The organism is Micromonospora tarapacensis (assembly GCF_019697375.1).
GTDB lineage: Bacteria > Actinomycetota > Actinomycetes > Mycobacteriales > Micromonosporaceae > Micromonospora > Micromonospora tarapacensis.
In genome coordinates, this window is sequence record NZ_JAHCDI010000003.1 from 772,682 (window position 1) to 788,092 (window position 15,411).

Consider the following 15,411-nt stretch of genomic DNA (forward strand, 5'->3'; position numbering starts at 1 on the left):
CGGCGAACGCGGGCCGGGCGGGGACCCGCTGCTCCTGGTCGCCCACGGCAGCCGCGACCCACGGGCGGCCGACGCGACCAGGGCGCTGGCCCGCGCGGTCGCCGCTGCTCGCCCCGGTACGCGGGTGCTGGCGAGTTGGCTCGACCACACCGAGCCCGGCCCGACGGAGGCGTTGCGCGGGTTGGCCGCGGCGGGACACTCCCGGGCGATCCTGGTGCCGTTGCTGCTGACCGCCGCGTACCACCGCCGGGTGGACATCCCGGCGGCGGTGGCGGCGGCCTGCCGGTCCGGCCCGCCGATCCGGGTGCGCGTCAGCGACGTGCTCGGCCCGGTGGGCACCGAGGTGGATCCGGCGTTGCTTGCCGGGTTGCGGCGGCGGCTGGCCGAGGTGGAGCCGGGCCGGTTCGACGCTCTGGTACTGGCCGCCGCGGGGACCCGTGACGCCGGCGCACGGGGGTCCGTCGGTCGGGTGGCCGGCGCACTCGGCAGCGCCCTGGGCACCCCGACCCGCGTGTCGTACGCGTCGGCGGCGCCCCCGGCGTCGGTGCCGCGGTGGCGCGACTGCGGGCGCGTGGTGCGCGGCGGGTGGCGGTGGCCGCGTACTTCCTGGCGCCCGGGTTGTTCCACGACACGGTGGTGGCGGCGGCGCGGAGGCCGGCGCGGTGGCGGTGGCGGCCCCGCTGACGGACGCGCCGGAACTGGTCGACCTGGTGCTGCGCCGGGTGGACGCGCAGCCGCGTGCGGGCGGCCGGGACGCCGAGCCGGGGCGCGTCGGGTGACGGCCGGTGGCAACGGGCAGCAGAACGCCCCGGCGGGCTGAGCCGGCCGGGGCGTGTCGCTTCGTGCGGGTGTGATGGGTCAGGCGGAGTGAGCGCGCAGCACCCGGAGGCCGCCGCGCCGCTTGACAGCGCGCCGTTCCTCCTCGCTCATCCCGCCCCAGACGCCAGCGTCCTGACCGGACTCCAGCGCCCACTGCAGGCACTGGTCGGTCACGGAGCAGCGCCGGCAGACGGCCTTGGCCTGCTCGACCTGCAGGAGAGCCGGACCGGACGTCCCGATCGGGAAGAACAGCTCCGGGTCCTCGTCGCGGCAGACAGCATGGTGACGCCAGTCCATGGCGGCAACACTCCTCATTCTGGATGGGTGGCAGATGTTGCTTGTTGGTGCTTTCCCTATATGCATCCGCAGTGCCGACGGTGACGGTTAGCGTCCGCCAATTCGGCAGTGCGTGAGCAGGCTGGTGTCCCGGGGGGACCTGCTGGAACAGCTCAACCTGCCGAGCATATCCAGGCAATGTCCCGGTAACTCAAGTTTGCTTGTGAATACTTTCACGAACTCACGCGATGTCAAGGGTGACGCTCGGAAAAACTCCGGACGGTGAGCAAGCCCACAACCCATTTGTCCCGGTTCCAGATCACTCCGGCTACCCGGCGTATCACAGTCGAGGATCAATATAGTACAGTCCGCCGCGCATTGCTGACATTTCCGGCATCAGTCCCGAGTGTCGCAGTCGTTGCGCATCGGGGGTCGCGCCGACCAGCTCCGCCCGGTGGTACCGGAGACCTAACAGATTACTCTGAGTGCGGCGGGAACGGAGGTGAATCTAACTTTTTCCCGCTCGCCAAGATAGTCGCCGTCGAGCTGGAATGCCTGAGGACGGCTCGCGACCAGCGAGAACTCGGCCACATCGTGCAGGCGCAGCACCTGACGGCCACGAGGATCGGGCGTCGGCGAGAAGAATTGCGTGACGGTCCGTGTCGTACTGGCAACGCCTAGCTGGCGCAGCGCCAGCACGTCCAGCCCGAGATCGAACGACGCCTCCGGGTTCGGGTTGACCTCCCGGTCCCCGACGTACGTCCACGGTGCGGTGTTCTGCACGATGATCGTGGCCAACTCGCCCTCGTTCGCCTCGCCCGGCCGCTCCAACTGGATCGCCGGGTGCCGCCGCTCGTCGCCCAGTAGCAACTGGGTGGTGAAGGCGCGAAAGTAGAGCGAGGGGGAGGAGACCCGCCCCCGGCGGCGAGCCTCCTCGACCCGGTGGATCACTGCGGCGTCGAGCCCGAAACCGCCGCAGAAGGTGAAGTAGCGGTCGTCGGCCCGACCGAGTCCGATCGTCCGGTACCGGCCCAACCGGAGACCCTCCAAAATCATGCTGGTGCCCTCCGGCCACTCCCGGGGCAGGCCCAGGGCCCGGGCGAAGACGTTGGTGGAGCCGCCCGGCACGGTGGCCAGGGCCGGCAACCGCTCGGCGGTCGGCTCGGCACCGCCGGCGCTGGCCGCCGTCATCAGCCCGTTGACCACCTCGTTGACCGTGCCGTCGCCACCGAGGGTGACCACCGCGTCGACACCCTCCTCGGCGGCCTCCCGAGCGAGCGTGGTGGCGTGACCACGCTGGCGGGTGTAGCGCACGGATAGATCGACCTCGCTGCGCAGCGCACGGACCAGCACGTCCCGCGCGCGTTCGCTGGTGGTGGTGGCCTTCGGATTGACCAGCAGGACGGCCCGCATGGCCGGCACTGTACTCCCGGGCGTCACGGGTATCGTGACCGCGTGACCATCGACTCCGACCCGACCCCCGTCACCCTCCGTTGGGCGGTCTGGCTGCTGCGGGGGCAGGCGGTCGCCGTCGGGCTTGTCGCCGGCTGGCTGGTCCTCGCGGATTTCACCGCCGACACCACCGATCTGACGTCGGCGCTGCTGGTCACCGCCTTCGCCATCGGCGCCGCGATCGTCCTCTGGGTGTTGGGCGGCGCGCTGCTGCGCCTCCGCGCCGGTGCCCGGGCACCGGCCATCGTGCTCCAACTCATGCTGCTGCCGATCGGTTGGTTCATGATCCAGGGAGGCATCGGCTGGCTCGGCGTACCGCTGATCGCGCTCGGGCTCGGCGTCACCTGGTTGCTGGTGAGCCCACCCACCACCCGGGCTCTGGGCTTCGAGTGACCCGTGGCGGCGCTCACCAGCCGGAGGCGCGCCGGGTGAGCAGGGCGATGGTCGCCCGGCCGTCGACCGCGCTCGCCGTCGCCGACGTGGTCAGGGCGGTGAGCACCTTCCAGGCGAACGACGACTCCCCGGGCAGCTTGGCGCCCGGCCCGGTCGGCACGGTCACCTCGACGGTCAGTGCGTCCTCGTGCACCGAGAAGCGACAGTCGAGTTCGGCACCCCGCGCGGCGATGGCGAGCAACATGGCGCACGCCTCGTCGACCGCGATGCGCAGGTCCTCGATCTCGTCGAGGGCGAACTGGAGACGTGCCGCGAGGCCGGCGGTGGCGGTGCGGAGCACGCTCAGGTAGCCACCGTCCGCGGGCACGGTGAGGTGCACGACATCGTCGTCGGTCGTCGGCTGGCCGGTCAGTTGAGTCACCACTCATCCCCCCGGTCGGGGACTCTACCCGCTCAGGCGGCCGGGCGGTTCAGGATGGTCGGCGTGGCGGTCGGGGCGTCGCCTGGTCCGGGTCCGGGCGTGGTACCGAGGCGCCGGAACGCGTGGGCGGCCGGTGCGTCGCACCGGCCGCCCACGCGACGAGCCCGCCGTACGCGGGCGGGTGTCACGCCTGCTTGGTCTCCCAGAAGATCTTCGAGATCTCGTCGATCTTCTGCAGCAACTCGTCTGCCTTGGTCGGGTCGGTGGCACCCTTGGCGCCGGCCGCGCCGGCCATCTTGGTGGCCTCGTTGAAGAGCTGGTGCAGGTTCGGGTACTTCTCGAAGTGCGGCGGCTTGAAGTAGTCGGTCCACAGCACCCACAGGTGGTGCTTGACCAACTCGGCCCGCTGCTCCTTGATCAGGATGGCCCGGGTGCGGAACTCGGGGTCGGTGTTGGCCTGGTACTTCTCGCAGATCATTTTCACCGACTCGGCCTCGATCCGGGCCTGCGCCGGGTCGTAGACCCCGCAGGGCAGGTCACAGTGGGCGCTCGCGGTCACGCGGGGCGTAAGGATGCGTGGAAGTCGCATCGGGATCCTCCATGGGAAGTTTGCGATGATCCAAGACGACATTACTCCTGGAGGGTGGTCCCCGAGGCCGCTGGAGGTGAAACCCGTGTCCGCGCCCCGGCTGCGGTGGCCCCTGTCGACCGTCCTGGTGACCGGCCCGTCCATGGCGCCGACGCTGCGCCACGGCGACGCGGTGCTGGTGCGCCGTGGCGGCCGGGCGGTCCGGCCCGGCGACGTGGTGATCGCGGTCTTCCGCAGCCGCCCGGACCTGCTGGTGGTCAAGCGCGCGGTCCGTCCCGCCGCCGGCGGATGGTGGCTGTCCGGGGACAACGGCCTGGTCACCGACGACTCCCGGGCGTACGGCGAGGCCGACGTGCTGGGCCGGGTGGTGGCCCGCTACTGGCCCAGACCCGGTCGGGTACCGTCCCGGCGGTTATGACCCTGCTCACATACTGGACCCCGGGGCGTGACTATGCTCGGAGGTGCCCGGGTGACCCCCCGCACCGCGCGCCGCCGCTCGCCCGCCTCACCGTGCGCCCCGACCGGTCGGTCCAGCTGCTCGACATCTCCTGGAGTCACCATGTCTTCGTCCACCGTGGACCCTGCTGATCCCGTCTTCCAACTGCACCGGGGCGGCAAGATGGCCGTCGTCTCGACGGTTCCGCTGGCCAGCCGGGACGACCTCTCCCTCGCGTACACCCCGGGTGTGGCCCGGGTCTGTGAGGCGATCGCCGCCGATCCGACCCTCGCGCACGACTACACCTGGGCCTCGCGCACCGTGGCGGTCGTCACCGACGGTTCGGCCGTACTCGGCCTCGGCAACATCGGTCCCCGGGCCGCGCTGCCGGTGATGGAGGGCAAGGCCGTGCTGTTCAAGCAGTTCGGTGGGCTCGACGCGGTACCGGTCTGCCTGGACACTCAGGACGTCGACGAGATCGTCGCGGTGGTCAAGGCGCTCGCGCCGTCCTTCGGTGGCATCAACCTGGAGGACATCAGCGCCCCACGCTGCTTCGAGGTGGAGCGGCGGCTCGACCAGGCGCTGGACATCCCGGTGTTCCACGACGACCAGCACGGCACGGCCATCGTGGTGCTGGCCGCGCTGCGCAACGCCGCGACGCTGCTCGACCGCAAGCTCGGCGACCTGCGGGTGGCCGTCAGCGGTGCGGGCGCGGCCGGCGTGGCGGTGACCAGGATGCTGGTGGCCGGAGGGATCGACCCGGAACGAGTGGTGGTCTGCGACTCGCGGGGCATCATCTCCCGGCAGCGCGCCGGTCTGATCGGGACCAAGGCCGAGCTTGCCGACCTGACGAACGCCGATGGCCGCCGGGGTGACATCACCGAGGCGCTGCGCGACGCCGACGTGCTGATCGGGGTCTCCGGTGGGCAGATCCCCGAGCGGGCGGTGGCCGGGATGGCCCCGGGCGGGATCGTGTTCGCGCTGGCCAACCCCACTCCGGAGGTGCATCCGGAGACGGCCGCTCGGCACGTCGCGGTGGTCGCCACCGGCCGCAGCGACTATCCGAACCAGATCAACAACGTGCTGGCCTTCCCCGGTGTGTTCCGGGGCGCCTTCCAGGCCCGGGCCACCCGGATCACCGACGGCATGAAGGTCGCGGCGGCCGACGCGATCGCCTCCGTGGTGGCCGAGACGCTGACGCCCGAGGCGATCGTGCCCTCGCCGCTCGACCCGCGCGTCGCGCCGGCGGTGGCCGACGCAGTGGCCGAGGCAGCCCGCCGCGACGGCGTCGCCCGCGCCTGAGCGGCGAGGAAGGGTCCCTTCTGGCCGGCTGGCGCATCGGAAGGGGCCCTTCTTAACGGCCGCTCAGCTTGTTACGGTGCGGATCATGCGTGCCGCCTTCGCCACCCGTTTCGATGACGCCGACCCGCTCACCGCGCTCACCGTCGGTGAGCGGCCTGAGCCGAGCCTGCCCGACGACGGCTGGGTGACGCTGCGCGTCACCGCCAGCTCGCTCAACCACCACGACCTCTGGTCGCTGCGTGGCGTCGGGCTCCGCGCCGAGCAACTGCCGATGATCCTCGGCTGCGATGCGGCCGGGGTGGACCCGGACGGCAACGAGGTGGTCGTCTACCCGGTGGTGCCCACGCCCGGTGACCCGCGCGGGATGTCCATCCTGTCCGAGCACTTTCCCGGGACGCTGGCCGACCGGGTGGCCGTACCCCGGTCGAACCTGCTGCCGCTGCCGGCGGGCCTGGCGGCGAGCGACGCGGCCTGCCTGCCGACGGCCTGGCTGACCGCCTGGCGGATGCTCACCACCAAGGGCCGCGTCGACGAGGCCGGGGCCGTCCTGGTCCAGGGTGCCGGGGGCGGCGTGGCCACCGCGGCCGTCGCGCTGGCCGCGGCCATGGGCAAGCGGGTGTACGCGACCAGCCGCGACGCCGCCAAGCGGGCCCGGATCGCCGAACTGGGCGCGACCGCCGTCGAACCCGGCGCGCGGCTGCCCGAACGGGTCGACGTGGTGATCGAGACAGTCGGCGCGGCCACCTTCGACCACTCGCTGAAGTCGGCCGCCCCCGGCGCCCGGATCGTGGTCTCCGGCGCGACGGCCGGGCACGAACCAAAGGTCAATCTGCGCCGGGTCTTCGCCATGCAGTTGGAGATCCTGGGCACCTCGATGGGCACCCCGGACGAGTTGACCGACCTGCTCGCCTTCTGCGCCGGGCGGGGGGTCCGCCCAGTGGTCGACAGCGTGGTGCCGTTCAGCCGGGTCGCCGACGCCTTCGCCCGCCTGCACTCCGGGGACGTCTTCGGCAAGGTCGTGGTCGACCACACCGCCTGAGGCCCCGGCCCCGCCTCACAGGCGGTTGTCGAGAACGGCGAGGTCGTCGCGGGTGGCCGCGGTGGGAATGCGTTCCTTGGCCGCCGCGTCGCCGTAGAGCGTCCACCGCAGGAACTCGATGGTGGTGTCGGCGACGACCCGCAGCGGGGCACCCTCACCGTCGCGCAGCAGGGCACGGCCGTGGTCGCCGTCGGGCAGGCTCAGCATCGCCTTCGGCCAAGGCACCTTGTCGTACACGGCCTTGCCGGCGGCGTACTGCACCACCTCGTCGGCCTCGCCGTGCACGAACAGTTGCGGTGCCGTGGCGCCGGCGAACGCGGTGCCCACACCGAGGGCGGTCCCGGCGAAGACGATCCCGGCGCCCAGCCGCTCGTCCCGCCCGGCGGTGAACAGCCCGATGGTGGTCACCCCGCCCGCCGAGTGCCCGGCCGCGGCCACCCGTTCGGTGGCCAGCCGGCCCCGCAGCGGATCGCCGTCGCGGCCGTCGAGAGCGAGCACCCGGGTCAGCGCGTACGACACGTCGGCGGGCTGGTTGAGCACGTCGAGGACGTTGGGGTCGCCCTCGCCCCGGGAGGTGTGCGGGAACGTCGGCGCGGCCACCACGAAACCGGCCGCCGCCCAGCGGGTCAACAGGGCCGCGTAGTCGGCGGGCCGGCCGCCCAGGCCGTGACTGAACATGACCACCGGGAACTTCCCGTCCGCGCCCTCGGCCGAGGCCGCCGGTTCGACACCGGCCCGACCGGCCGCCGGATACCAGATGGTCACCGGCAGCGGCCGGTCGCCGTCGCGGTTCAGCTTGAGCTGCCGTACGCCGACCGCGAAGGCGTCCTCCGGCGCGCTGCCGGCCGGAATCGCCGGTGCCGGCGCGGATGCCGCCGGTGCGGCGGTGGTGGCCTGCGGGGCGGGCTGGTCGACCCGCTCGGCGGGCCCGCGGTCGGTGGAGCAGCCAACCAGCACGCTGGCGAACAGCGTGCTGGCGAGCAGGAGTGAGGCGGCGCGACGCGACATGGCTCGATTCTGCCTCGCCCCCGCCCCGCCGGGCCCCGCCCCTCACCCGCCGGTGGTGCGAGGTGAGCCGGGCGCTGTCGTCCGTGCCGTCCGGCACGGCGCGTCCGGGCGTACGGGGCGGTCCGGCTGGACCGGTTTCGCTAAGGTTCCGGGCATGGCTGAGAACTACACCGACCCGAGCGGCAACACCGAGGCGTTCCGCGCCTTCGCCAACCCGGATGCCCCGGCGGAGACGGCGTCGCGTACCAACCTGATCGTCGGGGCGGCCGTGGTCGCGGCGGTGCTGATCGCACTCGCCACCTGGCTCGCCTTCGGCTGACCCGGGTGCCGGCGCGGCGTCAGTTGCCGCCGGAGACCACCGCCCGGGCCGCCCGCGCGATCTCCCGCTCCTCGTCGGTGCCGACCACGCAGACCGCGACCTCCGCACCGTCGGGTGAGATGAACCGGTCGCCGCTGCCGGCGTTGCGGCCCGGGTCGACGGCGATGCCGAGCCGGTCCAGTCCGGCCAGGGCCGCCGCACGCACCGGGGCGGCGTGCTCGCCGACGCCGGCGGTGAACGTGACCGCGTCCACCCGGCCGAGCAGGGCGTAGTACGCCCCCAGATAACCCGTGATCCGGCGGCAGTAGACGTCGAAGGCCAGCGCCGCCGACTCGTCCCCGGCCGCCCGCCGGGCGAGCACCTCACGCATGTCGTTGACGCCGGCCAGCCCCAGCAGACCGCTGTGGTGGTTGAGCAGGTCGTCGATCTCGTCCACCCCCAACCCACCCTCGCGACGCAGGTGGAACACGATGGTCGGGTCGAGGTCGCCGCTGCGGGTGCCCATCACCAGGCCCTCCAGGGGGGACATTCCCATCGAGGTGGCGACGCTGCGCCCACCGGCGACCGCGCAGGCGCTGGCCCCGTTGCCCAGGTGCAGGCTGATCGTGTTGACCTCGGCGTACGGGCGACCCAGCAGCTCGGCCGTCCGCCGGGAGACGTACGCGTGCGAGGTGCCGTGGAATCCGTACCGCCGGATGCCGTACCGCTGCGCGACCTCCAGGTCGATCGCGTACGTGGCGGCCGAGTCGGGCAGCGTGTGGTGGAACGCGGTGTCGAAGACGGCCACCTGCGGCACCTCCGGCAGCGCCTCGCGGGCCACCGCGATGCCGGCCAGGTTCGCCGGGTTGTGCAGCGGTGCCAGTGGCACCAGCTCGGTGACGGCGGCCAGCACCGCGTCGTCCACCAGCGTCGGTGCGGTGAACCGCCGGCCGCCGTGCACCACCCGGTGACCCACGGCGGCGAGCCCCGTCAGGTCCAGCCCGGCCAGGATCTGCCGGATCGCGCCGCCGTGGTCGGACGGCCCGCCGCCCGGCTCGCCGATCCGTTCGACGACGCCCTTGTCGAGGACGCTGTCGCCGTCGTACAACCGGTACTTGACCGACGACGATCCGCAGTTGAGCACGAGCACCTTGCTCACGGTGCCGCCCCTTCGGCTGGTGTCGGCCCCTCGGCGGGGGCGGCGGCCTGGATGGCGGTGATCGCCACGGTGTTGACGATGTCCGGCACGGTGGCTCCCCGGGAGAGGTCGTTGACCGGCCGGCGCAGGCCCTGCATCACCGGTCCGACGGCCACCGCCCCGGCGGAGCGCTGCACCGCCTTGTACGTGTTGTTGCCCGTGTTCAGGTCGGGGAAGATGAAGACCGTCGCCCGGCCGGCGACCGCGCTGCCCGGCAGTTTCGTCTCCGCCACCGCCGGGTCGATGGCCGCGTCGTACTGGATCGGTCCCTCGACGGCCAGTTCGGGCCGGCGCCGGCGGACCAGCGCGGTGGCCGCCGCGACCTTCTCCACGTCCGCGCCCGCGCCCGAACTGCCGGTCGAGTATGACAGCATCGCCACCCGGGGCTCGATGCCGAACCGGGCCGCGGTGTCGGCCGAGGAGATCGCGATGTCGGCCAGTTGGGCGGCGTCCGGGTCGGGGTTGACCGCGCAGTCGCCGTAGACCAGCACCCGGTCGGCGAGCAGCATGAAGAAGACGCTGGAGGCCACCGACACGTCCGGCACGGTCTTCACGATCTCGAACGCGGGCCGGATCGTCGCCGCAGTGGTGTGCGTGGCGCCGGAGACCATGCCGTCGGCGTGTCCCGCCCACACCATCATGGTGCCGAAGTAGTTCGGTTGAGCGACGACGTCGTACGCCAGTTCGGTGGTGACTCCCCGGTGCGCGCGCAGCTTCGCGTACGCCTCGGCGAACTCGTCGCGCCACGGGCTGCCGGTCGGGTCCACCACGCGGGCCTCGCCGATGTCGACGCCCAGTTCCCGGGCGCGCCGCGCCACCTCCTCGGTGCGGCCGAGCAGGGTCAGGTCGGCCACCCCCCGACGCAGCAGGATCTCCGTGGCGCGCAGGATCCGCTCCTCCGTCCCCTCCGGCAGCACCAGGTGCCGGCGCCGGGCCCGGGCGCGGTCGATCAGGTCGTACTCGAACATCAGCGGGGTGACCCGCCCGGAGCGGCTGACCCGCAGCCGGCTGGCCAGCTCGACGGTGTCGACGTGTGCCTCGAACGCGCCGAGCGCCGCCTCCACCTTGCGCGGGTTGCCGGCGCTGGGCCGACCCTCGATCCGGCTCGACGCGGCCACCGTGTGGTAGCTGTCGCTGGCGACGGAGAGCACCGCGAGCCGGGCGTTCAGGGCCTCCACCAGCCGCATCGCCCGGGGGTCGGGCGGTACACCGAGGGTGAGCACCAGTCCGGCCAGCGACACCTGGCCGGCCACGTGCGCGGCGCTCGCGGCCACCAGCAGGTCGTCCCGGTCGCCCGGCATGATCAGCAGGGCGCCCTCGGTCAGGTGCTCCAGCAGGGTCGGCACGTGGGCCGCACCGACGACGTAGTCGAGCACGTCACGGGCGAGTGCGGTCTCGTCGCCGGCGAGCAGGGTGGCGCCGAGCGCCGCCGCCACCTCGGCCACCGTCGGTGCCGACACGGTCGGCACCTCGGGGATCGCGTACGCGGGAACCGGCAGCCGGGGCAGCGTCATCGCGCCGGGCACCCGGTTGGCCAGTACCGCGAGCACGGTCGCGCCGAGGTCCGCCACGTCGTGGTAGGCGCCCCGGGCGGCAGCGGCGATCGCCGCGGACGGCTGCCCGAACCCGTCGACCACGGGCACCACCACGCTGCCGAACTCGGTGGCCAGCCGGGCGTTGAAGGCGAGTTCCCGGGGCCCGGCGGCGTCGCCCGCAGCGGCGAAGTCGCTGCCCACCACCACCATCGCGGCGAACCGCCGCTCGACGTCCCGGTAGCGTTCGACGATCCGGGAGATCAGCTCCTCCCGCCGACCGTCCGCGACCAGGGCGGTCGCCTCGGCGTACGTGGTGCCGTGCAGGTCCGCCACGGGCAGCCCCACCCGGTACCGCTCGGCGAGCAGGGTGAGGATCGGATCCGGCCGATCCTGCGCCACCAGCGGGCGGAAGACGCCGATCCCGCCGACCTGCCGGGACAGCAACTCGGCGAGGCCGAGGGCGATTGTCGACTTGCCCCCGCCCGAGCCGACGCTTGTCAGGTAAACGCTGCGGGCCACGGAACTCACGCTACAAGATCAGCCTTCGTTCCGGGCGGGTCAGTCGTCGTCTTCCTCGTCGAGCCGGGCCAGCCAGGTCGCGAACCGTTCGATCGGAGTCTCGAACTCCGGATTCAGATCGACGAAGTCACGCAGCCGCTCGCCGAGCCACTCCAGGCTGACCTGCTCGTCGCCGCGCCGCTCGACCAGTTCCTCGATGCCCCGGTCGGTGAAGTACATGCGCCTACTCACTTCCTCACCGGCATCGACCCGGTGAAGCCGGCCGGTCCCGCCCCACCCGAGGGAGGGACGGGACCGGGCTGGATCTCGTCAGGGGCGGGGCAGGGCCACCTCGATGAGGCCGGTCTGCTCGACCTCGTGCATCTTCGCCGAGCCGACGGCCGGTGCGGCGGCGGCCGGCCGCGAGATGCGGCGCAGCCGGACCCCCTCGAGGTGCTCCAGCAGGTTGAGCGCCACGAACGACCAGGCGCCCTGGTTGGCCGGCTCCTCCTGCACCCAGGCGAAGTCCTCCGCGTTCGGGAACTGCGCGAGCGCGGCCCTGATCTCCGCCACCGGCATCGGGTAGAGCTGCTCCAGCCGGAGGATCGCGGTGTCGCTGACGCCGCGCTCCTGTCGCGCCTGGAACAGGTCGTAGTAGATCTTGCCAGAGCAGAGCAGCACCCGCTTGACCTGCTCCGGAGCCGGAGCGGCCCGGTCGGCCAGCACGGGGGCGAAGGTGCCGGTGGTGAAGTCCTCCACCGGCGACACGCAGAGCTTGTGCCGCAGCAGCGACTTCGGCGTGAACACCACCAGCGGCTTGCGCTTCGGCGAGAGGGCCTGGCGCCGCAGCAGGTGGAAGTAGTTCGCCGGGGTGGTCGGAATGGCCACCCGCATGTTGTCCTCGGCGCACATCTGGAGGAACCGCTCCGGTCGGCCGGAGGTGTGGTCCGGGCCCTGACCCTCGTGGCCGTGCGGCAGCAGCAGGGTGACGGCGGAGCGCTGACCCCACTTCACCTCGCCGGAGGAGATGAACTCGTCGATGACCGACTGGGCGCCGTTGACGAAGTCGCCGAACTGCGCCTCCCAGCAGACCAGCGCGTCGATGTTCTCCACCGAGTAGCCGTACTCGAAGCCCATCGCGGCGTACTCGGACAGCAGTGAGTCGTGCACGAAGAACCGCGAGCGTTCGCCGTCGCCGGTCAACGCCTGCAACGGCAGGTAGTCGTCGCCGGTCTGCGCGTCGACCACGGAGGCGTGCCGCTGCACGAAGGTGCCGCGGCGCGAGTCCTGGCCGGCGAGCCGGACGGTCACCCCGTCGTGCAGCAGCGCACCGAACGCGATGATCTCGCCGAAGCCCCAGTCGATGTTGCCCTCGACGGACATCTTGGCCCGCCGGTCGAGCAACTGCTGGATCCGCTTGTGCGGGGTGAAGCCGTCGGGCAGGTTGACGTGCGCCTCGCCGACGGCCTTGACGACCGACGCCTCGATCGCGGTCTCCACCTGCGGCTCCGGCTCGTCCTGCCGGGACGGCCGGCTCAGCTGGCGCGGCGCGCTGGCCGCGTCGCGGGTCGCCTTGAAGACCCGCTCCAGCTGCGACTGGTAGTCGCGCAGCAGTTCCTCGGCGTCCTCCACGGTGATGTCGCCCCGCCCGATCAGCTCCTCGGTGTAGAGCTTGCGGACCGAGCGCTTCGAGTCGATGATCCGGTACATCTGGGGGTTGGACATCGAGGGGTCGTCGCCCTCGTTGTGCCCGCGCCGCCGGTAGCAGACCAGGTCGATCACGACGTCCTTGTTGAACGCCTGCCGGTACTCGAAGGCCAGCCGGGCGACCCGGACCACGGCCTCCGGGTCGTCGCCGTTGACGTGGAAGATCGGGGCCTGGATCATCCGGGCCACGTCGGTGCTGTAGAGGCTGGAGCGGGAGTACTCCGGGGCGGTGGTGAAGCCGACCTGGTTGTTGACCACCACGTGCACCGTCCCGCCGGTGCGGTATCCGCGCAACTGGGAGAGGTTGAGCGTCTCCGCCACCACGCCCTGGCCGGCGAAGGCCGCGTCGCCGTGCACCGCCAGCGGCAGCACGGTGTAGCCCTCCAGCTTGAGGTCGATGCGGTCCTGCTTGGCCCGCACGATGCCCTCCAGCACCGGGTCGACCGCCTCCAGGTGCGACGGGTTCGCCACCACCGAGACCTTGACCGCGTGGTCGCCGTCGGGAGTGGTGAACTTGCCGTTCTGGCCGAGGTGGTACTTCACGTCGCCCGAGCCCTGGGTGGAGCGCGGGTCCAGATGCCCCTCGAACTCCGAGAAGATCTTCTCGTACGGCTTGCCGACGATGTTGGCCAGCACGTTGAGCCGGCCCCGGTGGGCCATGCCGATGACGACCTCGTCCAGCCCGCCCTCGGCGGACGCCTCCAGCACCTCGCCGAGCAGCGGGATCAGCGACTCGCCGCCCTCCAGTGAGAACCGCTTCTGACCGACGTACTTGGTCTGCAGGAAGGTCTCGAACGCCTCGGCCGCATTGAGCCGGTTGAGCACGTGCTTCTGCTCGCCGGCCGGCGGCTTCTCGTACCTGCGCTCGACCCGATCCTGGATCCAGCGTCGCTCCTCCGGATCCTGGATGTGCATGTACTCGATGCCGACCCGCCGGCAGTACGAGTCGCGCAGCACACCGAGGATCTCGCGCAGCTTCATCCGCTGTCGGCCGGCGAAGCCGTTGACCGGGAAGGTGCGGTCCAGATCCCACAGGGTCAGCCCGTGCTGGAGGACGTCCAGGTCCGGGTGCTTGCGGATCTTGAACTCCAGCGGGTCGGTGTCGGCCATCAGGTGGCCACGAACCCGGTAGGCGTGGATCAGCTCGTGCACCCGCGCGGTCTTGTTGATCTGCCCTTCGCTGTCGACCGCCACGTCGCGCATCCAGCGCACCGGCTCGTACGGGATGCGCAGCGAGGTGAAGATCCGGTCGTAGAAGCCGTGCTCGCCGAGCATCAGCTCGTGCATGGCCTTGAGGAACTCGCCGGACTGCGCGCCCTGAATGATCCGGTGGTCGTACGTGCTGGTCAGCGTGATGACCTTGCTGACCGCCAGCTCGGCCAGGGTGGCTTCGCTCATGCCCTGGTACGGCGCCGGGTACTCCATCGCGCCGACGCCGATGATCGCGCTCTGCCCCTGCATCAGCCGCGGCATGGAGTGCACCGTGCCGATGCCGCCCGGGTTGGTCAGCGAGATGGTGGTGCCCGAGTAGTCCTCCATGGTCAGCTCGTTGCGGCGGGCCCGCCGGACGACGTCCTCGTACGCCTGCCAGAACTGCCGGAAGTCCATCGTCTCGCAGCCCTTGATGGAGGGGACCACCAGGTTGCGGCTGCCGTCGGGCTTGGCCAGGTCGATGGCGATGCCCAGGTTGACGCGTTCCGGGCGGACCATCGCCGGCTTGCCGTCGACCTCGGTGAAGGAGTTGTTCATCTCGGGGTGCGCGACCAGCGCCCGGACCAGGGCGTAGCCGACCAGGTGGGTGAAGCTGACCTTGCCGCCGCGCCCCCGGGCGAGGTGGTTGTTGATCACGATGCGGTTGTCGACCAGCAGCTTGGCCGGGACCGCGCGGACGCTGGTCGCGGTCGGCACGGCCAGGGACGCGCCCATGTTCTGGACGATCTTGGCGGCGACCCCACGCAGCGGCGTGGTCTGCGGCCCGGTCGCGGTCGGGGCGGTCTGCGCCGGCGCACTCTTCGCCGGCTCGGTCTTGGCGGCGCCCGGCCTGGCCCTGGTCGGGGACGGCGAGGTGCGGCTCTCGGTCCTGGCGGGGGCGGCCCTGGTGGCCGGCTCGGCCTTGGCGGCCGGCGCGCGCTTCGCGGCCGGTTCGGCCTTGGCCGGGGTGGATTCCCTGGCCTCGGCCGCGTCGGTGGGGCGGGCCGGCCGCCGCCGTCACCGTCCGTCGTGCGGGCGGAGCCCGGGCCGGGCCGGTAGTCGGCGAAGAAGTCGTGCCAGGCCGGGTCGACGCTGGTGGGGTCGGCGAGGTAGCGGTGGTACATCTCCTCGACGATCCACTCGTTCGGGCCGAAACCCGCCAGTGGGTTCTCCTGCGAAGTCTGCTGGGTCGACACGGCCGGTAATCGCCTCTTTCACGCGGGTTTGTGTGTCACGCGGTGGGGTCCGG

The 15,411-nt window shown here is 72.0% G+C and carries 13 protein-coding genes and 2 pseudogenes; 6 read left to right on the plus strand and 9 right to left on the minus strand.

Going from position 1 to position 15,411, the window contains the following annotated elements; translation table 11 throughout:
* Positions 1–28 precede the first annotated feature (28 nt).
* Positions 29–779 (plus strand): annotated as a pseudogene (locus KIF24_RS04525) (sirohydrochlorin chelatase).
* Between the two features lie 79 nt (positions 780–858).
* Here KIF24_RS04525 and KIF24_RS04530 read toward each other — a convergent pair.
* Both KIF24_RS04530 and KIF24_RS04535 read right to left on the minus strand, forming a co-directional pair.
* Positions 859–1,116 (minus strand): WhiB family transcriptional regulator, encoded by a 258-nt coding sequence (locus KIF24_RS04530; RefSeq protein ID WP_007072794.1) that lies wholly within the window; start codon positions 1,114–1,116, stop codon positions 859–861.
* 447 nt (positions 1,117–1,563) lie between these two features.
* The gene (locus KIF24_RS04535; RefSeq protein ID WP_221082876.1) at positions 1,564–2,508 is read right to left on the minus strand and encodes a diacylglycerol/lipid kinase family protein; all 945 of its coding nucleotides are present in this window, start codon (positions 2,506–2,508) and stop codon (positions 1,564–1,566) included.
* A 42-nt stretch (positions 2,509–2,550) separates the two neighbouring features.
* Between KIF24_RS04535 and KIF24_RS04540 the strand changes: the two genes are divergently transcribed.
* The gene (locus tag KIF24_RS04540) at positions 2,551–2,940 is read left to right on the plus strand and encodes a hypothetical protein (RefSeq protein WP_221082877.1); all 390 of its coding nucleotides are present in this window, start codon (positions 2,551–2,553) and stop codon (positions 2,938–2,940) included.
* Positions 2,941–2,953: 13 nt separating this feature from the next.
* Here the strand turns inward: KIF24_RS04540 and KIF24_RS04545 are convergent, their stop codons facing one another.
* Together KIF24_RS04545 and sodN are read right to left on the minus strand one after the other, a co-directional pair.
* Complete coding sequence (locus tag KIF24_RS04545) at positions 2,954–3,361, minus strand: ATP-binding protein (RefSeq protein WP_221082878.1); 408 nt, start codon at positions 3,359–3,361, stop codon at positions 2,954–2,956.
* 184 nt (positions 3,362–3,545) lie between these two features.
* Entirely contained in the window at positions 3,546–3,950 is a 405-nt protein-coding gene (sodN, locus tag KIF24_RS04550) for a superoxide dismutase, Ni (RefSeq protein ID WP_221082879.1), read from the minus strand.
* A 25-nt stretch (positions 3,951–3,975) separates the two neighbouring features.
* Between sodN and KIF24_RS04555 the strand changes: the two genes are divergently transcribed.
* The 3 genes from KIF24_RS04555 to KIF24_RS04565 all read left to right on the plus strand — a co-directional run bounded on the left by KIF24_RS04555 (position 3,976) and on the right by KIF24_RS04565 (position 6,727).
* Entirely contained in the window at positions 3,976–4,368 is a 393-nt protein-coding gene (locus tag KIF24_RS04555) for a S24/S26 family peptidase (protein ID WP_221082880.1), read from the plus strand.
* Positions 4,369–4,509: 141 nt separating this feature from the next.
* Positions 4,510–5,688 (plus strand): NAD(P)-dependent malic enzyme, encoded by a 1,179-nt coding sequence (locus tag KIF24_RS04560; RefSeq protein WP_221082881.1) that lies wholly within the window; start codon positions 4,510–4,512, stop codon positions 5,686–5,688.
* A 76-nt stretch (positions 5,689–5,764) separates the two neighbouring features.
* Positions 5,765–6,727 (plus strand): zinc-binding dehydrogenase, encoded by a 963-nt coding sequence (locus tag KIF24_RS04565; protein ID WP_221082882.1) that lies wholly within the window; start codon positions 5,765–5,767, stop codon positions 6,725–6,727.
* Positions 6,728–6,742: 15 nt separating this feature from the next.
* Here KIF24_RS04565 and KIF24_RS04570 read toward each other — a convergent pair whose 3' ends face one another.
* Entirely contained in the window at positions 6,743–7,735 is a 993-nt protein-coding gene (locus tag KIF24_RS04570) for an alpha/beta hydrolase family protein (RefSeq protein ID WP_221082883.1), read from the minus strand.
* A 154-nt stretch (positions 7,736–7,889) separates the two neighbouring features.
* Between KIF24_RS04570 and KIF24_RS04575 the strand changes: the two genes are divergently transcribed.
* Complete coding sequence (locus tag KIF24_RS04575) at positions 7,890–8,054, plus strand: hypothetical protein (protein ID WP_221082884.1); 165 nt, start codon at positions 7,890–7,892, stop codon at positions 8,052–8,054.
* Positions 8,055–8,073: 19 nt separating this feature from the next.
* On the opposite strand, the gene KIF24_RS04580 is transcribed toward KIF24_RS04575, so the two are convergent.
* The 4 genes and pseudogenes from KIF24_RS04580 to KIF24_RS04595 form a co-directional block, all read right to left on the minus strand.
* Complete coding sequence (locus KIF24_RS04580) at positions 8,074–9,192, minus strand: acetate/propionate family kinase (protein ID WP_221082885.1); 1,119 nt, start codon at positions 9,190–9,192, stop codon at positions 8,074–8,076.
* Positions 9,189–11,294 (minus strand): phosphate acetyltransferase, encoded by a 2,106-nt coding sequence (gene pta / locus KIF24_RS04585; protein WP_221082886.1) that lies wholly within the window; start codon positions 11,292–11,294, stop codon positions 9,189–9,191. The genes KIF24_RS04580 and pta overlap by 4 nt, the downstream gene beginning before the upstream one ends.
* 30 nt (positions 11,295–11,324) lie before the next feature.
* Positions 11,325–11,504, minus strand: a complete 180-nt coding sequence (locus KIF24_RS04590) for a DUF6104 family protein (RefSeq protein WP_221083176.1) — start codon at positions 11,502–11,504, stop codon at positions 11,325–11,327.
* A gap of 90 nt (positions 11,505–11,594) precedes the next feature.
* Positions 11,595–15,358 (minus strand): annotated as a pseudogene (locus tag KIF24_RS04595) (multifunctional oxoglutarate decarboxylase/oxoglutarate dehydrogenase thiamine pyrophosphate-binding subunit/dihydrolipoyllysine-residue succinyltransferase subunit).
* Positions 15,359–15,411: the final 53 nt, after the last annotated feature.